At 69.6% G+C, this 21,503-nt stretch carries 22 protein-coding genes; 2 read left to right on the top strand and 20 right to left on the bottom strand.

The annotated features are described in order from the left end of the window. Positions 1-25: 25 nt before the first annotated feature. From B7K24_RS08515 to rimP, 7 genes are all read right to left on the bottom strand, one after another. Entirely contained in the window at positions 26-397 is a 372-nt protein-coding gene (locus B7K24_RS08515) for a cupin domain-containing protein (RefSeq protein ID WP_234986638.1), read from the bottom strand. Positions 398-461: 64 nt separating this feature from the next. Further along, positions 462-1,388 (bottom strand): tRNA pseudouridine(55) synthase TruB, encoded by a 927-nt coding sequence (gene truB / locus B7K24_RS08510; protein WP_084129912.1) that lies wholly within the window; start codon positions 1,386-1,388, stop codon positions 462-464. After that, a complete protein-coding gene (rbfA, locus tag B7K24_RS08505) occupies positions 1,372-1,809 on the bottom strand; it encodes a 30S ribosome-binding factor RbfA (protein ID WP_084129911.1) in 438 nt (145 codons plus the stop codon). Before rbfA ends, truB begins: the two co-directional genes overlap by 17 nt. After that, positions 1,809-4,502 (bottom strand): translation initiation factor IF-2, encoded by a 2,694-nt coding sequence (infB, locus tag B7K24_RS08500; protein ID WP_084129910.1) that lies wholly within the window; start codon positions 4,500-4,502, stop codon positions 1,809-1,811. Before infB ends, rbfA begins: the two co-directional genes overlap by 1 nt. A gap of 116 nt (positions 4,503-4,618) precedes the next feature. Continuing rightward, complete coding sequence (locus B7K24_RS08495; protein WP_084129909.1) at positions 4,619-4,909, bottom strand: YlxR family protein; 291 nt, start codon at positions 4,907-4,909, stop codon at positions 4,619-4,621. 44 nt (positions 4,910-4,953) lie between these two features. Then, complete coding sequence (gene nusA, locus B7K24_RS08490) at positions 4,954-5,970, bottom strand: transcription termination factor NusA (RefSeq protein WP_084129908.1); 1,017 nt, start codon at positions 5,968-5,970, stop codon at positions 4,954-4,956. Positions 5,971-5,989: 19 nt separating this feature from the next. Continuing rightward, positions 5,990-6,451, bottom strand: a complete 462-nt coding sequence (gene rimP, locus B7K24_RS08485; RefSeq protein WP_084129907.1) for a ribosome maturation factor RimP — start codon at positions 6,449-6,451, stop codon at positions 5,990-5,992. 90 nt (positions 6,452-6,541) lie between these two features. Between rimP and B7K24_RS08480 the strand changes: the two genes are divergently transcribed. After that, complete coding sequence (locus tag B7K24_RS08480; RefSeq protein WP_084129906.1) at positions 6,542-7,516, top strand: hypothetical protein; 975 nt, start codon at positions 6,542-6,544, stop codon at positions 7,514-7,516. On the opposite strand, the gene B7K24_RS08475 is transcribed toward B7K24_RS08480, so the two are convergent. From B7K24_RS08475 to rpsB, 12 genes are all read right to left on the bottom strand, one after another. Beyond that, entirely contained in the window at positions 7,513-9,306 is a 1,794-nt protein-coding gene (locus B7K24_RS08475) for a proline--tRNA ligase (RefSeq protein WP_084130031.1), read from the bottom strand. The genes B7K24_RS08480 and B7K24_RS08475 overlap by 4 nt on opposite strands. Positions 9,307-9,387: 81 nt before the next feature. Continuing rightward, positions 9,388-10,311: a GNAT family N-acetyltransferase gene (locus B7K24_RS08470; protein ID WP_084129905.1), complete on the bottom strand. Its 924-nt coding sequence runs from the start codon at positions 10,309-10,311 to the stop codon at positions 9,388-9,390. Beyond that, a complete protein-coding gene (gene ispG / locus B7K24_RS08465) occupies positions 10,308-11,441 on the bottom strand; it encodes a flavodoxin-dependent (E)-4-hydroxy-3-methylbut-2-enyl-diphosphate synthase (RefSeq protein ID WP_084130030.1) in 1,134 nt (377 codons plus the stop codon). Before ispG ends, B7K24_RS08470 begins: the two co-directional genes overlap by 4 nt. Positions 11,442-11,496: 55 nt before the next feature. Further along, on the bottom strand, positions 11,497-12,807 hold the full coding sequence (locus B7K24_RS08460) for an RIP metalloprotease (RefSeq protein WP_084129904.1): 1,311 nt from the start codon (positions 12,805-12,807) through the stop codon (positions 11,497-11,499). A gap of 15 nt (positions 12,808-12,822) precedes the next feature. Further along, positions 12,823-13,974 carry a 1-deoxy-D-xylulose-5-phosphate reductoisomerase gene (dxr, locus tag B7K24_RS08455; protein ID WP_084129903.1) on the bottom strand — a complete coding sequence of 384 codons (1,152 nt, stop codon included), beginning with the start codon at positions 13,972-13,974 and terminating at the stop codon, positions 12,823-12,825. After that, a complete protein-coding gene (locus B7K24_RS08450; RefSeq protein WP_084129902.1) occupies positions 13,971-14,528 on the bottom strand; it encodes a cell division protein DivIVA in 558 nt (185 codons plus the stop codon). The genes dxr and B7K24_RS08450 overlap by 4 nt, the downstream gene beginning before the upstream one ends. Continuing rightward, complete coding sequence (rlmN, locus tag B7K24_RS08445) at positions 14,529-15,641, bottom strand: 23S rRNA (adenine(2503)-C(2))-methyltransferase RlmN (protein ID WP_084129901.1); 1,113 nt, start codon at positions 15,639-15,641, stop codon at positions 14,529-14,531. Next, positions 15,638-16,591, bottom strand: coding sequence for a phosphatidate cytidylyltransferase (locus B7K24_RS08440; protein WP_084129900.1), 954 nt, complete (start codon positions 16,589-16,591; stop codon positions 15,638-15,640). The genes rlmN and B7K24_RS08440 overlap by 4 nt, the downstream gene beginning before the upstream one ends. 27 nt (positions 16,592-16,618) lie before the next feature. Next, entirely contained in the window at positions 16,619-17,176 is a 558-nt protein-coding gene (gene frr / locus B7K24_RS08435; RefSeq protein ID WP_084129899.1) for a ribosome recycling factor, read from the bottom strand. 30 nt (positions 17,177-17,206) lie between these two features. Next, positions 17,207-17,956, bottom strand: coding sequence for a UMP kinase (pyrH, locus tag B7K24_RS08430; protein ID WP_084100216.1), 750 nt, complete (start codon positions 17,954-17,956; stop codon positions 17,207-17,209). Positions 17,957-18,009: 53 nt separating this feature from the next. Next, positions 18,010-18,849 (bottom strand): translation elongation factor Ts, encoded by an 840-nt coding sequence (gene tsf, locus B7K24_RS08425; RefSeq protein ID WP_084129898.1) that lies wholly within the window; start codon positions 18,847-18,849, stop codon positions 18,010-18,012. Positions 18,850-18,862: 13 nt separating this feature from the next. Then, on the bottom strand, positions 18,863-19,747 hold the full coding sequence (rpsB, locus tag B7K24_RS08420) for a 30S ribosomal protein S2 (protein ID WP_084129897.1): 885 nt from the start codon (positions 19,745-19,747) through the stop codon (positions 18,863-18,865). Between the two features lie 378 nt (positions 19,748-20,125). On the opposite strand from rpsB, the gene B7K24_RS08415 reads away from it, so the two are divergent. After that, positions 20,126-20,647, top strand: coding sequence for a M23 family metallopeptidase (locus B7K24_RS08415; RefSeq protein ID WP_084129896.1), 522 nt, complete (start codon positions 20,126-20,128; stop codon positions 20,645-20,647). A 17-nt stretch (positions 20,648-20,664) separates the two neighbouring features. On the opposite strand, the gene B7K24_RS08410 is transcribed toward B7K24_RS08415, so the two are convergent. After that, positions 20,665-21,495, bottom strand: coding sequence for a FliA/WhiG family RNA polymerase sigma factor (locus B7K24_RS08410; protein ID WP_159449196.1), 831 nt, complete (start codon positions 21,493-21,495; stop codon positions 20,665-20,667). Positions 21,496-21,503 lie beyond the last annotated feature (8 nt).

Below are 21,503 nucleotides of genomic sequence, written 5' to 3'. Positions count from 1 at the left end.
TTGTGCCGGAATTGGGTGGCTCGACCTACCGTGCGTCCAGCATCGTCAGCGCCATGATCGTCGGCTCGAGTGCCTCGACGGCGTGGGGCAGCCGCGTGTCCAGGTGAATGACTCCGCCAGGAATGAGCCGCTCGGTACTACCGTCCGCGGTGATGTCGAGAGCCCCGGAGACCACGCTGATCAGCACCGGCATCGCTGCCGTGTGCTCGGTCAACACCTGCCCCGTGTCGAAGGCAAACATGACGATGCGGACGCCCTCGGCCTTGAGGACCGTGCGTGACACGGTGGCCTCGGGCTGCACGCTGACCAGGCCTGACAGGGACGCGAGCGCGCTCATGTGTCCGGCCGTGGCCGCCGACCCCAGCATGGACGGGCGCGTCGAGGGGGTGTCGATCATGACGTCAGGCTACGAAGTCGTCCGCGCTTCCGGGCGGGACCTTCGTCGCGACGGCGCCGGCCGCTCAGCCGTGTGCCGTGCGGAACACGATCTGCGGCTTGAGCTTGTCGCCCTTGCGCTCGACGATGGCGACCAGGTCGCCGTTGGAGTCGAGCGCGGCAAGGGGGCCGTCATAGGCGAGCTCCGTGTCGGCGTCGAGCCACTGTCCGAAGCCGAGCGTGGCGACCTCGCGGTCGGTGAGCGCCCGCACAGGAAGGATGTCCGCAGCGGCCGCTCCCAGCGGCAGGCGGGGCACCTCTGCCCCGGCGTCCACCATGGCGCCCAACTGGTCGAGCGTCATGGCGTCCTGAACCTCGAGGTCACCCACGCTCGTACGCCTCAGCGCCGTGAGGTGACCGCCCACGCCCAGGGCCGCGCCGAGGTCGCGCGCAAGGGCGCGCACATAGGTGCCCGAGGACACGTCGACGCGCACGTCGAGGTCGATCAGGTCGCCCTCTCGGCGCACCGCGAGGATCTCGAAGTCGTGCACCGTGACGGGACGGGCGGGAAGCGCCACGTCCTCGCCGTCGCGCACCCGCTTGTAGGCGCGCTGGCCGTCGATCTTGATGGCGCTGACGGAACTGGGCACCTGCTGAATGTCGCCGGTCAAGCCGGCCACGGCATCGGCCATCTGGGCGTCGGTGACGCCGCTGGCGTCAGCGGACGCGGTCACGTCGCCCTCGGCGTCGTCGGTCACCGTGGACTGGCCCAGCCGGATGGTGGCCTCGTAGACCTTGTCGTGGCCCACCACGTAGGTGAGCAGCTTGGTGGCCTTGCCGATGCCGATCACGAGCAGGCCCGTGGCCATCGGATCGAGCGTGCCGGCGTGGCCCACCTTGCGGGTGCCCGCGAGCCGGCGCATGCGCCCGACGACGTCGTGCGATGTCCAGCCCGCGGGCTTATCGACCAGCACCAGCCCGGGGGCCGGCTCGGCTTTAGGCGTCGTCGCCATCCTCGTCCTTGCGGCGGTACGGGTCCTCGTCACCCGCGTACGAGGCGTTCTCGCGCAAACGGCGGAGCTCCTCGTCGCGCTGCTGCGCCTCGTGGAGCGCCTTGTCGAGCGTCGCGGCCGTCTCCGGCACGGCGTCGAGGTGGAACTCCAGCGAGGGCGTGAGGCGAATGCCGAGGTCGCGCCCCACGAGGGTGCGCAAGCGGCCCTTCGCCGAGGCGAGGGCGGCGGCCGTGGCCGCGCGCTCCTCGTCCCCGCCGTACACGGTGTAGAACACGGACGCCTGCTGGAGGTCACCGGTGACACGCACATCGGTCACGGTGACGAACCCCAGGCGGGGGTCCTTGATCTCGGTCTCGAGGGCGCGGGCGACCACCTTCTTGATGGTGCCCGCGACCCTCATCGCTCGTGCATTGTCGACCATTAGTCCCTCGGGATCTCGACCATCTCGAACGTCTCGATGATGTCACCGACCTGGATGTCGTTGAACTTGCCCAGGCCGATACCGCACTCGAAGCCCTCACGGACCTCGGTGGCGTCATCCTTGAAGCGACGCAGGGTGTCGATGGTGGGCTCGCCGATGACGACGCCCTCGCGCACCACACGTGCCTTGGCGTTGCGGACAATCTTGCCGCTGCGCACCAGACATCCGGCGATGTTGCCGAACTTCGAGGAACGGAAGATCTCCTGGATCTCCGCCGAGCCGACCTGCTTCTCCTCGAACTCGGGCTTCAGCATGCCCTTGAGCGACGCCTCGACGTCCTCGATGGCACGGTAGATGACCGAGTAGAAGCGCATGTCGACGCCCTCGCGGTCGGCGAGGTCCTGGACCCGCTCGGCCGGACGGACGTTGAAGCCCAGGATGATCGCGTTGTCGACCGTGGCCAGGTTGACATCGTTCTGCGTGACGGCACCCACACCGCGGTGGATGATGCGCAGGTCGACCTCGTCGCCCACATCGATCTGGAGCAGCGCGTCCTCGAGTGCCTCGACGGCACCGGAGACGTCACCCTTGATGATGAGGTTGAGGGTGTCGATCTTGCCCTCTTCGAGCGCCTTGTTGAGGTCCTCGAGCGAGATGCGCTTGCGGCGCTTGGCGAGCTGAGCGGCACGCTCGGCGGCCTCGCGCTTCTCCGCGATCTGACGGGCGGTGCGGTCGTCCTCCGCGACCAGGAACGTGTCGCCTGCGCCGGGCACCGACGTCAGACCGATCACGAGCACCGGGCGTGCCGGCGTGGCCTCGTCGACGGGGTTGTCGTGCTCGTCGAACATCGCACGCACACGGCCGTGGGCCGTGCCGGCGACGATCGAGTCACCCACACGCAGCGTTCCCGAGTTGACCAGCACCGTCGCGACCGCACCGCGGCCCTTGTCCAGGTGCGCCTCGACAGCGACACCACGGGCGTCCTTGTCGGGGTTGGCACGCAGGTCAAGGCCGGCGTCGGCGGTCAGCAGCACCGCCTGGAGCAGGCCGTCGATGTTGAGACCGTCACGGGCCGAGACCTCGACGAACATCGTGTCGCCGCCCCACTCCTCCGAGACCAGGTTGTACTCGGTGAGCTGCTGACGGATCTTGTCGGGGTTCGCGCCTTCCTTGTCGATCTTGTTGATCGCGACCACGATCGGCACGTTGGCGGCCTGAGCGTGGTTGAGCGCCTCGATCGTCTGGGGCATGACGCCGTCATCGGCCGCGACCACGAGGATCGCGATGTCGGTCACCTGGGCGCCACGGGCACGCATGGCGGTGAACGCCTCGTGACCCGGGGTGTCGATGAACGTGATGGCGCGGGTGACGCCCTCGTGCTCGTGGTGAACCTGGTAGGCACCGATGTGCTGGGTGATGCCGCCGGCCTCGCCGGAAATGACGTCTGCCTTGCGGATCGAGTCCAGCAGGCGCGTCTTTCCGTGGTCGACGTGACCCATGACGGTGACGACAGGGGGCCGGGGCTGGAGATCCTCATCGGTCTCCGCCTCGAGCTCGGCCTCAAGGTCGAGCCCGAAGTCCTCGAGCAGCTCCTTGTCCTCCTCCTCGGGCGACACGATCTGGATCTTGTAACCCAGCTCGGCACCGAGGGTCTCGAACGTGTCCTCGTCGAGCGACTGCGTCGCCGTGGCCATCTCGCCCAGGTGGAACAGGACGGTCACGAGCGACGCGGGGTTGACGTCAATGCGCTCGGCAAAGTCCGTCAGGGTCGCACCGCGACGCAGACGGATCAGGGTCGAACCGTCACCGCGAGGAATGTTGACGCCGCCAATGGCGGGAGCCTGCTGCTGCTCGTACTCGGCCCGCTTGGCGCGCTTGCTCTTGCGCGAACGCGCGGGCTTGCCGCCCTGACGACCGAAGGCACCTGCCGTGCCGCCACGACCGCGACCGCCGGGGCCGGGACGGCCTCCGGGACCGCCACCGAAGCCGGGACGCTGAGGACCACCGGCGCCGGGGGCGCCGGGACGTCCACCACGGCCACCCGCGGGGGCGCCGGGACGGGCGAGACCGGGCGTGGCGCGCTGCGGCATCTGGCCGGGCGTGGGGCGAGGGCCACCGCGACCGGGAGCGCCGCCGGGGCCACCCTGGCCGCCGGGAGCACCCGGGCGACCGCCGCCGGGACGGGGCCCAGGACGGTTGGTCTGGAACGGGTTGTTACCGCCGGGACGCGGGCGCGGACGGGGTCCGGCCGAGCGCTCCGAGAACGGGTTGTTGCCGCCCGGTCGGGGGCGGGGCTTGGGCATGTCGGCCGGGGTCGGCGCGCCGGGCTTGGGAGCCGATGCGGCGGGCGCCTCAGCGGCCGGCTTCGCGGCGGGCTTGGGCGCGGGAGCAGCGGCGGGCTTCGCCTCGGGCTGCTCCGGCTCGGCCGGCGCGGCGTCCGCGGGACCGGGCTTGGGACCCGGCTTCGGGCCGGGCTTCGGCGCGGACTTCTTGGCCGGCGCCGATGCTGCGGGGGCCGCCGAATCCTTGGCGCCGCCACCGGGGAAGGCCTCGCGGGCCTTGCGGATGACGGGCGCCTCAAGGGTCGACGACGGTCCCTTGACGTATTCGCCGAGCTCGTTGAGCTTGGCAATCAATTCCTTGCTCGGAACACCGAGCTCCTTCGCGATCTCGTGAACGCGGGGCTTAGCCACAATTCTCCTGTCTCGGTCCGACCGAGGCAGGGTCGAACCATTGTTACGTGCGGGTGCTCATCTCGAGGTACTCATCGGACAGCCATGGGGTTTCATCCCTTGTCTTCAATGGTGGGCTAGAGCGCGGTCCCGTTGCGGTCCGGCACCGTGACGCCGCTCGGGTCTGCTCCGGGTGAGCGCAGGGCTCGTCCGAAGGCCTTCCGACGCATCGCGAGTGCCAGGCAGTCCGAGTGGGGGTGCAGCCACGCTCCCCTGCCCGGCCTGGTGGCGGCCTCGTCGACGATCACGTGATCGCCGTCAAGGACCAGCCGCATGAGGGCCGACCGAGCGTCCTTGCCGCGGCATCCAATGCACGTACGAACCGGCTCGGATGAGCCTGGCACGGGCACCGCGACGTCGGCGGACATATCTTCTCGGCCTTGACAGTCTAGCGCGCCTGGCGAGCGCGCGGTCACTCCCCTGCCGCGTGGCGCGCAGCAGGAGTGTCGGGAGCCTCGTCGGAGCGGATGTCGATACGCCATCCCGTCAGGCGGGCGGCGAGGCGGGCGTTCTGGCCCTCCTTGCCGATCGCGAGCGACAGGTGGAAGTCCGGCACGACCACACGCGCGGCGCGCGCCTCCTCGTCGATCACCTCGACCGACACCACCCGCGAGGGGCTGAGGGCGTTGCCGACAAAGGTGGCGGGGTCCTCGTCCCAGTCGACGATGTCGATCTTCTCGCCGCGCAGCTCGCTCATGACGGCGCGCACGCGCGAGCCCATGGGGCCGATGCACGCGCCCTTCGGGTTGACACCCGGGACGGTGGCACGCACCGCCATCTTGGTGCGGTGGCCCGCCTCGCGTGCGAGCGACATGATCTCGACGGTGCCGTCGGCAATCTCGGGCACCTCCATCTCGAACAGGCGACGCACGAGGTTGGGGTGCGTGCGCGACAGCGTGATGGACGGGCCCTTGTTGCCGCGCGAGACGTCGAGGACGTAGCCGCGGATGCGCTCGCCATGGGGGTACGACTCGGTCGGCACCTGCTCGTGCTGGGGCAGCACGGCCTCGACGTCGCCGATGTCGACGTGCACGGCGCGCGGGTCGGCCGCCTGCTGGATGATGCCCGACACGAGGTGGCCAGCCTTGTCGGCGTAGGTGCCGAGCACCGCGTCATCGCCCACCTGGCGCATGCGCTGCATGATGATCTGGCGGGCCGTCGCGGTCGCGATGCGGCCGAAGTCGTCGGGGGTGTCGTCGAACTCGGGCTGACGCACCACCACGCCGTCCTCGTCCGGCTCCGCGTCTTCACGCGCGAAGATGGCGACGCGGCCGCTGACGCGGTCCACGTGGGCGCGGGCGTCACGGTAGGCACCGGGGGTCTTGTGATACGCGGACAGCAGCGCCTGCTCGATCGCGTCGACGAGGACGTCGAGGGAGATCTCCTTCTCCCGTTCGAGGCCCTTGAGGGCCAGCATGTCGATATCCATGTGTTTCTCCTACTGCTGTCTAGTCGAGACGCTTCAGCTCAACGACGACCTGCCCGCGCTGCACGTCCGCCAGCGCGACCTCGCGGCGCTCACCGTCGACGTCGAGCACCAAGGTGTCCCCGTCGACATCGGTCAGGCGTCCGGTGACGGCGCCCTCGGTGAGCGCGAGCTCGACCAGGCGGGTGCGCGCGCGCAGGAAGTGGCGGCGTTCAGTCAGGGGACGGTCGGTGCCCGGGGTGGAGACCTCGAGGACGTAGGGCGTGGACGGCACATTGGCCTCGTCCAGTGCCGCGCCGATCGCGCGCGAGGCGTCGGCCACGCGGTCCAGGTCGGCCGAGCCGACCTCGGTCTCGGGCAGATCGACCGTCACGACGACACGCGTGCGCTTGCCTGCGGGTGACACCGTCACCGCATCGAGCACGAGACCCGCGGTCTCGGCAGCCGGCCCTGCGAGGTCGGCAATCCTGTCAGAGATGTCCATGGCATCGCCTCCCCACGCGTGCGACACGCGTTCCGTTGCTGAAGTTCGGTCGGAGACATCTTACCCGGGCCGCGTGGGATGATGACGGCCATGACAGCGACCCGCGCCGCCGCCACGGTCGGCCTCGCCGCGGCCATCGCGGTCGCCCTCACCGGCTGCTCCTGGAGACTCGAGACTCCCGAGCCCACCTGGCCCTCACCCGACGCCGTCACCGTGACCCGCGACGCTGCGGCCGAACGCGAGCAGGCCGTGATCGACGCACTATCTCGATCCGACGGCACCGCATCGGACGAGGTGCTTGCCGCCTACGAGGGCGAGGCCGCGCCGGAGCGTTTAGCCGCGTTGGGCGGCGTCTATGTCGCCTACCCCGACGCGACACCGTCGCCGTCGGCGTCGCCCACCACGTCGGCGGCCGATGCCGTGGAGACCGCCCGCGACGGCGCGATCGCCGCGGCGCTGGAGACCTCCGACGACGACCTCGCGTTCATGTTGACCTCCACGGCGCTGTCGCATGGCCTCATGGGCTGGTACGCGTGGTGGGCGGAGACGACCTTCACCGACCCCGAGACCGACGTGGTGGAGCTGCGCCTGTTCTCCTCGGCACCCACCGACACCACCGACGCCGTGCCGGTAGCCACGGCGCTCGACGTCGACACCCTCGCCACCCTGGTCGAGGAACACGACCGCACGCGCTACCTCTACGAGGTACTCGCGGCCAAGGCGAGCGACGAGGAACGCGAGCAGTGGCTCGCGCGGCGCGACCTGCAGGACGCCCGCGCCGAGGCCCTCGCCGCTCTACCCGGCGTCGAGGACCGGCGCGCGCCAATCTACGTCGTCAGCAACGAGGGTCTTGAGGATGCCGACGGGCGCGTCAGCGCCGCCCAGGCAGCCGAGACGGCCCTGGGAGATCGATACGCCGCCCTACTCGACGGCCTCGACGATGCCGAGAAGCCGTGGGTTCTCTCGGCGGCGTTCGACGCCTACGCGCAGGCCGCCGCCTACGCCGAGCCTGGCACCCACGACGCGGTGATCCCGGCACTGCCGGGGATCACCGCGGAGTCCTAGGCCGCGAGCGCCTCGGCGACACGGCGCGAGAGCTCAGCCACGGCATCGGCCACCGGCACATTCTCGCTCGCACCGCTCGCACGAGTCTTGAGCTCGACCTCGCCGTCCGCGAGACCGCGGCCGACGACGAGGATGTAGGGCGCACCGAGCAGTTCGGCGTCCTTGAACTTCACGCCGGGCGAGACCTTGGGGCGGTCGTCGTAGAGCACCTCGACGCCTGCGGCCTCGAGGCCGGCGGCGAGCTCCTGGGCGGCGTCGAACACCGCCTGGTCCTTGCCCGTCGCCACCACCTGCACGTGGAAGGGCGCGACCTGGATGGGCCACACGAGGCCGAGGTCGTCGTGGTTGTTCTCGGCCAGCAGCGCGACGGCACGCGTGACGCCAATGCCATACGAGCCCATCGTGACGACCTGCTGCTTGCCGTTGACGTCGAGCACCTTGAGGTCGAGCGCCGCGGCGTACTTGCGGCCCAGTTGGAAGATGTGACCGATCTCGACGCCGCGTGCGAGCTCGAGCGGACCCGAGCCGTCGGGGGCGGGATCGCCGGCGCGCACGTCGGCGGCCTCGATCACGCCGTCGCCCACGAAGTCGCGACCGGCGACGAGGTCGAAGACGTGCTTGCCGTGGACGTTGGCGCCCGTGATCCAGCGCGTGCCGGGCACCACGCGCGGGTCGAGCAGATACGGAATGGCGGTGTCGTCCTCGGAGTCGAGCTCGACGCCCTCGGGCCGGGCCTGCGGTCCCAGGGCCTCGGGGCCGATGTAGCCCTTGACGAGCTCGGGGTGGGCCTTGAGGTCGTCCTCGTTCGCGGCCTCGACCGTCGCGGGCGACAGGGCCGCCTCGACACGCGTGAGGTCGACGTCACGGTCTCCCGGGACACCGATCACGAGCAGGCCGCGCTCGCCCGCGGGGTTGGTCGCGGCGAGGACCACGTTCTTGAGGGTGTCCGCTGCGGTCCAGGGACGGTCCTCGCGCGGGTGAGCGGCGTTGGCCGCGGCGACGAGAGTCTCGATCGTCGGGGTGTCGGGGGTGTCCTCAACGTGCGCGGCGGGGGCATCGGACCAGTCGATCGCGTCCGGCACGGGCGTCGTGACGGCCTCGACGTTAGCCGAGTAGCCGCCGGGCGAGCGCACGAACGTGTCCTCGCCCACCTCGGTGGGAGACAGGAACTCCTCGGACTTCGAGCCACCCATCGCGCCCGACTGCGCCTGCACGATGACGTACTCGAGGCCCAGGCGCTCGAAGATGCGGATGTAGGCGGCGCGCTGCGCGGCGTACGAGACGTCGAGGCCCTCGTCGTCAATGTCGAACGAGTACGAGTCCTTCATGATGAACTCGCGCCCGCGCAGCAGTCCCGCGCGGGGGCGCGCCTCGTCGCGGTACTTGGTCTGGATTTGGTAGATCGTCAGCGGCAGGTCTTTGTAGCTGCTGTACAGGTCCTTCACCAGGAGCGTGAACATCTCCTCGTGCGTGGGTGCGAGGAGGTAGTCGCCCTGCTTGCGGTCCTTCAGGCGGAACAGGTTGGGACCGTACTCGTCCCACCGTCCGGTTGCCTCGTAGGGCTCGCGCGGCAGCAGCGCGGGGAAGTGCACCTCCTGGCCGCCGGCGGCGTCCATCTCCTCGCGCACGATCTGCTCGACCTTGGCGAGCACCTTGAGGCCCAGCGGCAGCCAGGTATAGATGCCGGGCGCGGCGCGGCGAATGTAGCCGGCGCGGACCAGCAGCTGGTGCGACGCGACCTCGGCGTCGGCGGGGTTCTCGCGCAGCGTGCGCAGGAAGATCGTGGACATGCGAAGCATGGGGTCAAGCCTAGTGGCGGGCGGCCGATGCCGTGGTCGCGCTTCGACCGTCGGCTCGCCTCAGCGGAGGCGTCAGAACATCACGGTCGCGAAGACCCCGACCTCGCGGAACCCGACCGCCCGGTAGGCCGCGAGCGCGGCATCGTTGAAGTCGTTGACGTACAGCGAGACTGTGGGCGCGGTGTGTGCGCGCACCTGGTCGACTACCTCGACGAGGCCCGCGCGCGCCAGCCCGCGTCCGCGCAGGGCCGGATGCACCCAGACGCCCTGCAGTTGGGCGACCTCTCCCCCGAGCGCACCCACCTCCGCCTTGAACACCACCTGGCGCACGCCGTCGACGATGCCCATCTGCAGATACGCCCGGCCGGCACGGATGAGGAAGCGCAGCCGGTCCTCGTAGGCGGCGCGCCCGTGTCGCATGGGGTCGTAGCCCACCTCGCCGATGAACATGTGCACGCATGCGGGCAGCAGCGCGTCGTAGTCCTCGGGGGTCGCGAGTCGGACGGGGTCCAGGTCCACGTCGGCGGCGTCGAGAGGTGCAACCGGCTGCGCAGGGCCGTCGATCCTCATCGACACCTGATGCTCGCGCACCTCGCGAGCGGGCCCCCACCACGGTTCGACCCGCCCCCACAGGTCGAGCATGAGCGCGGCCTCACCGACGAGCGCCGCAGGGCGACTCAGCCGCCCCACCATTGCGGCGGCGAGGTCGGCGTGCAGGTCATCCACGGCATCGGCCTCCCCCACGGACGCCAACGCGACCGACAGGTTCGCGCCGGCCCACACGAGGCCCGCGATCTCGCGGCCGAGTCCCACGCGCCTGCGCACCACCCACAGCCCGCCGGGCACGACGCCGGAGCGCAGCGCCGCATCGAGATGCATGCGTGGCACCACATGGGTCACGGGATCGGCCGCACACAGTTGCGCGAGGGCCGGAAGGTCGCGTCGCTGCGCCGGCGCCAGCGTGTGCTGAGCGCGCCGGAGCAGCGAATCGGTCATGAGGTGGCGACCACCTGGGGCGAGGCGCCCTCGACGGGCTCCATCGACTCGGCGATACGCATGGCCTCCTCGATGAGGGTCTCGACGATCTGCGACTCGGGGACGGTCTTGATGACCTCGCCCTTGACGAAGATCTGACCCTTGCCGTTGCCCGACGCGACGCCCAGGTCGGCCTCGCGGGCCTCGCCGGGGCCGTTCACGACGCAGCCCATGACGGCGACGCGCAGCGGCACCTCCATGCCCTCGAGTCCGGCGGTGACCTTCTCGGCGAGCTCGTACACGTCCACCTGGGCGCGGCCGCACGAGGGGCACGACACAATCTCGAGCTTGCGCTCACGCAGGTTGAGCGACTGCAAAATCTGCAGGCCGACCTTGACCTCCTCGACGGGGGGCGCGGACAGGGACACGCGGATGGTGTCGCCGATGCCCTGGCTGAGCAGCGCACCGAAGGCGGTGGCGGACTTGATGGTGCCCTGGAAGGCGGGGCCCGCCTCGGTCACGCCGAGGTGCAGCGGCCAGTCGCCGCGCTCGCTCAACTGCTTGTACGCCTCGACCATCACGACCGGGTCGTTGTGCTTGACCGAGATCTTGAAGTCGTGGAAGTCGTGCTCCTCGAACAGGCTCGCCTCCCACACGGCCGACTCGACGAGTGCCTCGGGAGTCGCCTTGCCGTACTTCTGCAGTAGGCGCGGGTCGAGCGAACCCGCATTGACGCCGATGCGCAGGCTCGTGCCGTGGTCCTTCGCCGCCTGCGCGATCTCCTTGACCTGGTCGTCGAACTTGCGGATGTTGCCCGGGTTCACACGCACCGCGGCGCAGCCGGCCTCGATCGCGGCGAAGACGTACTTGGGCTGGAAGTGGATGTCCGCGATCACGGGGATCTGCGACTTCTTGGCGATCGCGGGCAGCGCGTCCGCGTCGTCCTGCGTGGGACAGGCCACGCGAACGATGTCACAGCCGGCTGCGGTGAGCTCGGCGATCTGCTGCAAGGTCGCGTTGATGTCGTGCGTCTTGGTGGTCGTCATCGACTGCACCGAGACGGGCGCGTCGCCGCCCACGTAGGTGGTCCCGACCTTGATCTTGCGGGTCTTGCGCCGCGGCGCGAGGACGGGGGCGGGCATGGCGGGCATTCCGAGTCCGATGGTGGTCACAGTCTCATTATCTCCTTGTCGCTTGACGCCCGGCTCACGCCACGGTGACGGGCGCCACGATGTCCGCGTAGATCAGCACCGCTCCCATCACCAGCAGGAACGCGAACATCCCGTACGCGAGCGGCATCATGCGCGCCACGTCGACGGGGGCCGGCGCCGCCAGCCCCCGCACCCGTGCGGCTCCGTTCTTGACGCCTTGCCACAACGCCGAGGCGACGTGGCCGCCGTCGAGCGGAACCAGCGGGATCATGTTGAACACAAACAGGGCCAGATTCAGTCCCCCGAGCAGCATCAACATGTCGCCGATGCGCTGGGCAAACGTGTAGCCGTCGACGTCGGCCGACGCGATCTCGCCCGCCACCTGACCCACGCCGACGACCCCGATCACGGAGTTCGCGTCGCGGTCCTCGTAGCCGAAGGCGGCGCGCGCGGTGTGCCAGAGCTGCTCGGGAAGGGTCGCCACCACGTGAACCGTCTGGCCCAGGTAATCCCACGTGAGGACGGCGCCGGCGGTCACCGGCTGGCGCTGCACCTCGACCTCGGAGTACATGCCCATGTAGCCGACGGTTTCGGTCACGGGCGTGCCGTCCTCGGCGAGCACCGGCTCTCCTGCGTCGTCGACGACGGCGCGCTCACGCACGGCGGGGGTGACGTCGAGCGTCATCGCCTCGCCGTTGCGCACGATATCGACGGGGATGGTCTGTCCGGCCGATGCCGCGATCAGCCCCGTGGCCTGGTCCCAGCTATCGACGGGCTGGCCATCGACGGCGGTGAGGGTGTCGCCGGCCATGAGGCCGGCCTCGGCGGCCGGCGAGGCAGGGTCATCCGCGGCGCACTCCACCGTGCCCTCGGCGGGCACGCACGGCACGACCGAGTCCACCGTGAGCGTCGCGGTGGGGCTGCCGATGAAGAACAGCACACCGGTGAACAGCAGCACGGCGAGCACGAGGTTGACGAGCGGGCCGCCCATCATGACGATCACCTTGCGCCACCACGTGAGGTGGTAGAACGCCCGGTGGTCCTCGCCCGGCTGGATCTCCTCCACCGCGGCCTCGCGGGAGTCCTCGATGAGGCGAGAGGCCCAGCCGGTGCCCCGGACGGGCTTGACGACATCGGCCGGAGGAATCATGCCGACCAGGCGCACGTAGCCGCCTAGCGGGATCGCCTTCACCCCGTACTCGGTCTCCTTGCCACGCCGGGACCAGAGCCGGGGGCCAAAACCGACGAAATACTCGCTGACCCGCACACCGAAGCGCTTGGCGGGGATCATGTGCCCCAGCTCGTGCAGCGCGATCGAGATCAGCAGGCCGACGATGAGCACGACGACGCCGATGACGGTTGCCATATCCCTACCCTAGGCTCAGCGGGCGCCAGCGATGGCGGCGCGCGCTGTCTCGCGCGCCCATCGCTCGGCACCGTCTACGGCCTCCAACGTCAGCTCGCCGGGGGCCTCGTACGCCTCCACAACGCGCCGGACCGTCTCGACGATCCCGAGGAACGGCAGGCGGCCGTCGATGAACGCGGCGACGCACTCCTCGTTGGCGGCGTTGAAGACGGCGGGGTGCAGGGCCGATGCGGCAACGGCCTCGCGAGCGACGCTCACCGCGGGGAAGGCCTGCTCGTCGAGCGGCTCGAAGGTCCACGTGCCGGCCTGGGTCCAGTCCATGGCGGGCGCGGCATCCGGGATGCGCGCGGGCCACGACAGGCCCAGCGCAATGGGCAGGCGCATGTCGGGAGGCGACACCTGGGCCAGCGTGCTGCCGTCGACGAACTCAACCATCGAATGCACGATCGACTGGGCATGCACCACCACGTCGATACGGTCCATGGGGATGTCGAACAATAGGTGCGCCTCGATGACCTCGAGTGCCTTGTTCACCATCGAGGCGGAATTGATGGTGACGACGGCGCCCATGTCCCACGTGGGGTGACGGAGGGCATCGGCCGCGGTGACGTCCGCGAGCGACTCGCGCGAGCGGCCGCGGAACGCGCCACCCGAGGCCGTGACCACGAGTCGTCGCACCTCGTCGGCGCTGCCGCCGCGCAGGCATTGGGCGAGCGCCGAGTGCTCCGAATCGACCGGCACGATCTGATCGGGGCGCTGCCGCGCGGCCTTGACCAGTGCACCGCCGGCGACGAGCGACTCCTTGTTGGCCAGCGCGAGCGTGCTGCCGGCCTCGAGCGCGGCGAGGGTGGGGCGCAGCCCGACCGAACCGGTGATGCCGTTGAGGACGACGTCGGCACCGCGACGCGCGGCTTCCACCACCGCGTCCGCTCCCCCGGCCACCTCGATGCCGGGCAGAGCCTGCGCAACCTCAGCCGCGGCATCGGCCGAGGCCACCGCCACGAACGCGGGACGGACCGCGCGCGCCTGATCGATGACGAGGCCAGGGTCAGACCCGCCCGCCGCGAGGGCGACGACGTCGTAGTCGTCGGCATTGCGGCCGATGACGTCGATCGCCTGCGTGCCGATCGACCCCGTCGAACCCAGGAGGGCGACGGACCGGGTCACTGCGCGCCGAGCAGGATGTCGACAGCGCGGGCGAGGTAGACGTCGACGACGCGCTCCGAGTACGCCTTCTTGCCGCGGCGGCTACCAAACGTGGCGCCGCGCACCTCATCCGGCGTCAACGGCTTGCCCGCATCGAAGAACGCCACCAGGCGGTCGAGAATCATGTCCACGTCGCGGGCGTCGTAACCCTTGTGCATCCCCGACGGGTGAGCGAACCGCTCCCCCTCAGGGCGGCGCAGGCGCGGGTACAGCGCCTGGGCGCGGTCCGCGAGGTCACGCATCCACGCGTCGGGGCCGTGCTCCTTGGCGTAGCGCTCACGAATCCGTGTCGCGAAGGCACTCTCGAGGCGGTCGAGCGCGGAGTCCACGGCGACGGTCGAGTAGCCCCCGTGCTTGAGGTCAAAGCTGGCGCGACGCACGTCGAACGGCGCGAAGGCCTCGGGAATGCCGGGCTGCTCGTAGGCGGCGCGGGCCTTGTCGAAGAACTCGTCGACGTCCTCGCGGTCGTATCCCAGGCGCATCGGCCCCACCTTCGGGAACAGCAGTTCCGCCACTTACGCCTCCTTGATCGCCAGCTGTCCGCAGGCTCCGTCGATGTCGCTGCCTCGAGTATCCCTGATAGTCGTCGGAATTCCGTGCGCACGCAGCCGGCGGACGAACTCTTGCTCGACGGCAGGGTCGGACGCGGTCCACTTGGATCCGGGCGTGGGGTTCAGCGGGATGGGGTTGACGTGCACCCACCCGTCTCCCCTGGCACGCAGCTTCTCACCCAGCAGGTCGGCGCGATGGGCGTGGTCGTTCATGTCGCGGATCAGCGCGTACTCGATGGAGACGCGCCGGCCGGTGGCGTCGAAGTAGCGCCGCGCCGCGTCGAGCGCCTCGTCGACACTCCAGCGGGTGTTGATCGGGACTAGTTCGTTGCGCAGCTCGTCGTCGGGGGCGTGCAGGCTCAGCGCGAGGGTCACGGGGATGCCCTCCTTCGCAAGCTTGTCGATCGCGGGCACCAGGCCCACCGTCGAGACGGTCACGTGACGCGTCGACAGCCCGAAGCCCTCGGGGGCGGGCGCGACAAGGGCGCGCACTGTCGCCATCACGGCCTTGTAGTTGGCAAGCGGCTCGCCCATGCCCATGAAGACCACGTTGGACAGGCGCACGGGGTCGCCGCCCAGGTCGCCGTCGCGCGCGGCCTTGGCGGCGAGGCGCACCTGCTCGATGATTTCCGCGGCCGACAGGTTGCGGGTCAGCCCCATCTGGCCGGTCGCGCAGAACGGGCAGGCCATACCGCAGCCGGCCTGGCTCGTCACGCACAGCGTGGCGCGCTCGGGGTACTTCATCAGCACCGACTCGACCTTGACGTTGTCGTGCAGCGCCCACAGGGTCTTCAGGGTCGCGCCGCCGTCGGCGGCCAGCGACGTGACCTTCTTCATCAGCGGCGGGAAGACCGCCTCCGTGAGGGCACCCTTGGCATCGGCCGGGAGGTCAGTCATGTCGTCGGGGTCGACGGTGAGGTGCGCGTAATAGTGATTCGCGAGCTGCTTGGCGCGGAACGACGGCAGGCCGTGCTCGCGCATCAGCGCCGCACGCTCGTCGTGATTGAGGTCGGCGAAGTGCTGCGGCGGCTTACCCCTGCGGGGTGCGGCCATTTGCAGGACGGGACGGTCGGTCATGTGGCCCCCAGGAAGAAAGCGAGAACCACGTAGCCGGCGGGAGCGGCCACGAGGATGGAATCGAGTCTGTCAAGGATGCCGCCGTGGCCCGGGATGAGGCTCGACATGTCCTTGACTTGCAGGTCGCGCTTGAGCGCGGACTCGGCGAGATCGCCGAGGACGGCCGCGAGGCAGCAGGCGAGCCCCGCGACGGCACCGATCCACCAGCGTCCGTCGTACAGGACAAACGCGGCAACCGTGGCGGCCACGGTACCAAGCAGGAGGCCCCCCGCGAAGCCTTCCCAGGTCTTCTTGGGGCTCACCCGTGGCGACATCTTGTGCTTGCCGAACAGCATCCCCGCGAACAGTCCGCCGGTGTCGTTACCGACGACGGCGAGCACGAGGATGAGGACGCGGGTCCAGCCATTTCCTGCGGTCTCCATAAGGATCAGGAAGCTCGCCAGGAAGGGGATCCACAGCACGGTGAGAATCGATGCCATGGCATCGGCCATCGTGTTCTCGATGCGTTCGTCGGCCACTCGCCAGGCGACGACTCCCGCGCACGCCACCATGAGCGCGACCACGAGGCCCTCGGGACCGCCGAAATACGTGGCCACTCCGAGACCCAACGTCGCGAGCACGGTGGGGACTACTGCGATGCGACGGTCGTGCTGACGCAGCGCGGTGCGCCACTCGAGCACGGCTGCGACGCACACGAGCATCAGCAGCACTGAAAACGCGCGCGCGTCCCACCAGGCGATGCCGAGCGCGAACACGAGGATCGAGACACCGACGATGGTCGCCACGGGCATGTTGCGACCGGCACGGGACACCGGTGCCACCTGCGGGACAGGTGACTCCACGCCCACCGCGGTGGGTGGGTCGACGGGTGCCGGATCCACGGGCGTGCCGGGAGTGTCCTCCCCGGGATCCTCAGCGTCGCCGTGGTCCGGGCGTCGGAAAATACTCATGACAGGGGCCCGCGTGGCCGCCCGAGGTCAGACCTCGAGCAGCTCGCTCTCCTTCGCCGACAGCAGAGCGTCGATCGCGTCCACGTGCTTCTTGGTCATCGCGTCGAGGTCCTTCTCGGCGCGATTGCCCTCGTCCTCGCCGACCTCGCCGTCCTTGACGGCCGCATCGATCTGATCCTTGGCCTTGCGACGCATGTTGCGCACGGTCACACGGGCGTCCTCGGCCTTGGACTTGGCGAGTTTCACGTAGTCGCGGCGCCGCTCCTCGGTCAGCTGCGGCATCACGATGCGCAACACGTTGCCGTCGTCGCTGGGGTTCACTCCCAGGTCCGAGTTGCGCAGCGCCGTCTCGATGTCCTTCTTCGCGGAGGCGTCGTAGGGCGAGATGAGCACCATACGGGCCTCGGGCACCGAGATCGCGGCAATCTGCTGCAGCGGGGTGGGTGCGCCGTAGTAGTCCACGGTGATGTTCGCGAACATCGCGGCGGACGCCTGGCCCGAACGGATGGAGGCGAAGTTGTCCTTGGCCACGGCAATGGCGCGGTCCATGTTCTCCTCGGCCTCGAGGAGGATCTCGTCGATCACGTCTGTCTCCTTGACTGTCGCAGTCGCCGCTCAGGCGGTGACCAGGGTCCCGATTCTCTCACCCAGGAGGGCGCGGGTCACATTTCCAGGGGCGTCGAGCCCGAACACCTGCATGGGCATGCGGTTGTCCATGGCGAGCGAGAAGGCGGCGGCATCCATGACGGCGAGGCGCTTTTGCAGGGCGTCGGCGTAGGTCACGTGCTCGAGCCGCTCGGCATCAGGGTCCTTGCGGGGGTCGGCGGAGTACACCGCGTCCACACCGTTCTTGCCCATCAGCACCTCCGAGCAGCGCGTCTCGAGCGCGCGCTGGAGGGAGACGGTGTCCGTCGAGAAGTACGGCATACCGGCGCCGGCAGCAAAGACCACCACGCGACCCTTTTCCATGTGACGGATGGCTCGCAGCGGCAGGTAAGACTCGGCGACCTGGCCCATGGTGATGGCGGTCTGCACGCGGGTCGTGACGCCGGCCTGCTCGAGGAAGTCCTGGAGGGCGAGGGCGTTCATGACGGTGCCCAGCATGCCCATATAGTCGGCGCGTGAGCGTTCCATGCCTCGCTCCGACAGTTCCGCGCCGCGGAAGAAGTTGCCGCCGCCGACCACGACGGCGACCTGCACGCCCTGACGGACGGCGTCGGCGATCTCCCTGGCGACACGGCTGACGACGTCGGGGTCGAGCCCCAGCTTGCCGCCGCCGAACATCTCGCCGGAGAGCTTCAGCAGAACGCGCCGCTCGCCCGAGGACTTCCCCTTACCCGTCGTCATGTCACTGTCGTCGGGCATGGGGTACCTCCTAGGCGTAGCGGCGCGTTGCTGTGCTGGTGAATCGGTGGGGATTAGGCTCCCACACGGAAGCGAGCGAAGGCCGAAACCTCGCCGCCGGTGTTCTCGATGACCTTAGCGACCGTGGTCTTGGGGTCCTTCGCGAACGCCTGGTCCACCAGGGTGTTCTCCTTGAAGAAGCCGTTCAGGCGGCCCTCCACGATCTTGGGAAGGGCAGCCTCGGGCTTGCCCTCACCCTTCGCGGTCTCCTCGGCCACGCGGCGCTCGTTCTCGACCGTCTCGGCGGGAACGTCGTCGCGCACCAAGTAGATGGGCGAGTACGCGGCGATGTGCATGGCGATGTCGCGGGCGACCTCGCCTGCCTTGGCGTCCGAGCCGACAAGCACGCCGACCTGCGCGGGCAGGTCCTTGTTGGTGCGGTGGAGGTACTCGGTGACAACCGGGGCCTCGATGCGGGCCACGCGGCGCAGCACGATCTTCTCGCCGAGCGTGCCGGCGGCGGCGTCGATGTACGCGCCGACGGTGGTGTCCTCGATCGGGGCCGCAAGAGCGGCCTCGGCGTCGGCGGCACCGGCCGCGGCCACGGCCGCGATCACGTCGTTGGCGAGGGTGATGAACTTGTCGTTCTTCGCCACGAAGTCCGTCTCGGAGTTGAGCTCGAGCAGCGTGCCGACCTGGCCGCCGTCGACGTCGGCGATCGACGCGACGACGAGACCCTCGGAGGCCGAGCGGCCCTCGCGCTTGGCGACGCCCTTGAGTCCCTTGACGCGGAGAATGTCGACGGCCTTGTCCAGGTCGCCGTCCGCCTCGTCGAGGGCCTTCTTGACGTCGAGCATGCCGGCACCGGTGCGCTCACGGAGCGCCTGGATGTCAGCGACGGTGTAGTTCGCCATGTGGGTGGTTCCCTTACTTCTCGTCGGTGGCGACGGCCGCGTCGGCCGTCTCGTCGGCCTTGTCGGCCTTCTCGTCAGCCTTCTCGGCCTTCTCGGCGGGCTCGGCGTCGGTCTTCGCCTCGGCCTTGCCGTCGAGCAGCTCCTGCTCCCACTCGGCCAGCGGCTCGGCGGCGTCGCCCTCGGCGGCAGCCTCGTCGGCCTTCGGGGTGTGGCGGATGCGCAGACCCTCGGCGCAGGCGTCGGCGATCACGCGGGTGAGCAGGCCCACCGCGCGGATGGCGTCGTCGTTACCCGGGATACCGTACGACACCTGGTCGGGGTCGCAGTTCGAGTCGAGGATGCCGACGACGGGGACGCCCAGCTTGCGGGCCTCGTCCACGGCAAGGTGCTCCTTGTTGGTGTCGACAACCCACACGACCGAGGGCACCTTGGCCATGTCGCGGATGCCGCCGAGGACCTTGTCCAGCTTCTCCTTCTCGCGGCGCAGGCCGAGGAGCTCCTTCTTGGTGCGACCGGAACCGGCCACGTCGTCGAAGTCGATCTCTTCAAGCTCCTTGAGGCGCGAGATGCGCTTGCTCACGGTCTGGAAGTTGGTGAGCATGCCGCCCAGCCAGCGCTCGTTCACGTAGGGCATGCCCACGCGAGCGGCCTGCTCGGCGATGGTCTCCTGCGCCTGACGCTTGGTGCCGACGAAGAGCACCGAGCCGCCGTGGGCGACGGTGTCGCGCACGAACTCGTAGGCGGCGTCGATCTTGGCGAGCGACTGCTGCAGGTCGATGATGTAGATGCCGTTGCGCTCGGTGAAGATGAAGCGCTTCATCTTGGGGTTCCAGCGGCTGGTCTGGTGTCCGAAGTGGACGCCCGAGTCCAGCATCTCGCGCATGGTCACGACTGCCATGGCTGTCCTTATCCGCACGCGCGCGGGCGCGTGCCTTGCGTTGTGGCGGGGTCTTCACCCCGCGATTGCGGTTGTCGATGTGTTCCCCGGTGGGGATCCATCCCTGGTGTCAACGCGGTCGGGCACCGGATCGTGAGATCCGGACCTTGCCGTCCCGGCGCGAGCGTCTCGGCGTCAGCCGTGGCGCGCGCGAATGACACGCGACGTCATCCGGGCATGCCGGATGCGAGTCACGATCATACCGGACGGGGCCGGGGTGCGGCGACCCGGCGTGCTCCGCATGCCGCCGTCGTCCCCAGCCCCCGCGGCCCGCAGTCGTATCCACGGATGCTCCGGAGGGGCTGGCGTTCGAAGGGCCGATGCCGTGGCCTGGTTGCTATGAGACCACATCTACCGCTGTGGGCGGCCTGGCTGCTCGCCTCGGGCACACTCGTCGTCACCGCGTTGAGCGCACCCGCCGAAGCCGACTCCCCCGCCAAACCATCCTGGCCGCCGCTGGCCGCACCCGTGCAACCCGTGGCGATGGCCCGCTCGGCCGAACTTCCCGCCAGCCCCTGGCTACCCGGGCACCGCGGCATTGACCTCAGGGCCGCCGTGGGACAGGTGGTGTTCTCTCCCGGCGCCGGCGTGGTCACCTTTGCCGGGGTGGTCGTGGACCGCCCGGTCGTGACCGTCACCCTCGCCGACGGGCGCCGGTCGAGCGTGGAGCCCGTCGAGCCGTCCGTGGAGCCCGGAAGCGCGGTGAGTCGCGGGCAGGCCGTCGGGGTCCTCGCGGACGCCCCGGGGCATTGCCGTCCCGCCGCGTGCGTGCACTGGGGCGTGCGCCACGGCGACACCTACCTCGATCCCCTCGATCTCCTCGTCGGATTTGGACCCGTCCGTCTCCTGAAGGTGTCGTGAGGCACCCCGCCGAGACGCTACGAGAAGGCCCCTGTCTTCATGAGCTTCTCACGCAACTTCTTCACCGCGCCCGAGTGGATCTGGGAGACCCGGGATTCGGTGACGCCGAGGATCTGGCCGATCTGCGCCAGGGTGAGGTTCTCGAAGTAGTACAGGCGCAACACCTGCTGCTCACGGTCGCGCACCGACTGGATGGCCGTCGCCAAGAGCGAGCGGGTCTCGCGCGCCTCGACGGGCGACGACGCCTCCGGCATTGCCAGCGCCACCGCGGTGTCGAGGGCATTCGCCTCTCCCGTCGCGGGAAGCCCGTCGAGCGCGCTGATGTGAGACATCGCCACCTGGGCGCGCACGGTGCGCACCTCGGCGAGCGTCCATCCCAAGTGCGCCGCCACGTCATCGTCTGTCACGGGGCGCTGCAGCCGCTGCTCGAGCGCACGCGACGCCTGTTCGACGGTGCGCGCCTTGGAGCGCACCGAGCGCGGCACCCAGTCCGCGGCCCGCAGCTCATCGATGATGGCGCCGCGCACACGCTGACCGGCATAGGTTTCGAACTTGAACCCGCGCTCAGGCTGGAACTTCTCCACCGCGTCGATGAGGCCGAACATGCCGTAAGAAACGAGGTCGGCGAGCTCGACCTGGTCGGGTAGGCGGCCGATGAGCCGCGTGGCCACCTGAGTCACCAAGGGTGCGTAGTGGGTAATGAGCGCCTCGCGGGCGCCACGCCGGATCTCGCCGTCAGCCGTGGCGAGCGCGCGCCACCACGACGCGACGACGTCGTCGCTCGGTGGACGCATGGCGGTCGTGACGACCGGTTCGGACTGACTCAGCGTCTCAGTCGAATCGGGCATGGTGTGTG

Source organism: Demequina sp. NBRC 110055, assembly GCF_002090135.1.
Taxonomy (GTDB): Bacteria; Actinomycetota; Actinomycetes; order Actinomycetales; family Demequinaceae; genus Demequina.
The sequence above is the reverse complement of the archived record's forward strand: the minus strand, read 5'-3'. Positions and strand labels throughout refer to the sequence as shown.

Bases quoted from the DNA above. Each gene is read 5' to 3' on its own strand.
- B7K24_RS08495 (WP_084129909.1), bottom strand. From the start codon at position 4,909: ATGTCCGCCGACGTCGCGGTGCCCGTGCCAGGCTCATCCGAGCCGGTT.
- rlmN (WP_084129901.1), bottom strand. From the start codon at position 15,641: ATGACCGACCGTCCCGTCCTGCAAATGGCCGCACCCCGCAGGGGTAAG.
- ispG (WP_084130030.1), bottom strand. From the start codon at position 11,441: ATGCCCGCCATGCCCGCCCCCGTCCTCGCGCCGCGGCGCAAGACCCGC.
- B7K24_RS08470 (WP_084129905.1), bottom strand. From the start codon at position 10,311: ATGACCGATTCGCTGCTCCGGCGCGCTCAGCACACGCTGGCGCCGGCG.
- B7K24_RS08475 (WP_084130031.1), bottom strand. From the start codon at position 9,306: ATGTCCACGATCTTCCTGCGCACGCTGCGCGAGAACCCCGCCGACGCC.
- rimP (WP_084129907.1), bottom strand. From the start codon at position 6,451: ATGGACATCTCTGACAGGATTGCCGACCTCGCAGGGCCGGCTGCCGAG.
- B7K24_RS08440 (WP_084129900.1), bottom strand. From the start codon at position 16,591: ATGAGTATTTTCCGACGCCCGGACCACGGCGACGCTGAGGATCCCGGG.
- B7K24_RS08415 (WP_084129896.1), top strand. From the start codon at position 20,126: ATGAGACCACATCTACCGCTGTGGGCGGCCTGGCTGCTCGCCTCGGGC.
- B7K24_RS08480 (WP_084129906.1), top strand. From the start codon at position 6,542: ATGACAGCGACCCGCGCCGCCGCCACGGTCGGCCTCGCCGCGGCCATC.
- tsf (WP_084129898.1), bottom strand. From the start codon at position 18,849: ATGGCGAACTACACCGTCGCTGACATCCAGGCGCTCCGTGAGCGCACC.
- truB (WP_084129912.1), bottom strand. From the start codon at position 1,388: ATGGCGACGACGCCTAAAGCCGAGCCGGCCCCCGGGCTGGTGCTGGTC.
- pyrH (WP_084100216.1), bottom strand. From the start codon at position 17,956: ATGCCCGACGACAGTGACATGACGACGGGTAAGGGGAAGTCCTCGGGC.
- rpsB (WP_084129897.1), bottom strand. From the start codon at position 19,747: ATGGCAGTCGTGACCATGCGCGAGATGCTGGACTCGGGCGTCCACTTC.
- B7K24_RS08515 (WP_234986638.1), bottom strand. From the start codon at position 397: ATGATCGACACCCCCTCGACGCGCCCGTCCATGCTGGGGTCGGCGGCC.
- B7K24_RS08410 (WP_159449196.1), bottom strand. From the start codon at position 21,495: ATGCCCGATTCGACTGAGACGCTGAGTCAGTCCGAACCGGTCGTCACG.
- B7K24_RS08460 (WP_084129904.1), bottom strand. From the start codon at position 12,807: ATGGCAACCGTCATCGGCGTCGTCGTGCTCATCGTCGGCCTGCTGATC.
- nusA (WP_084129908.1), bottom strand. From the start codon at position 5,970: ATGGATATCGACATGCTGGCCCTCAAGGGCCTCGAACGGGAGAAGGAG.
- rbfA (WP_084129911.1), bottom strand. From the start codon at position 1,809: ATGGTCGACAATGCACGAGCGATGAGGGTCGCGGGCACCATCAAGAAG.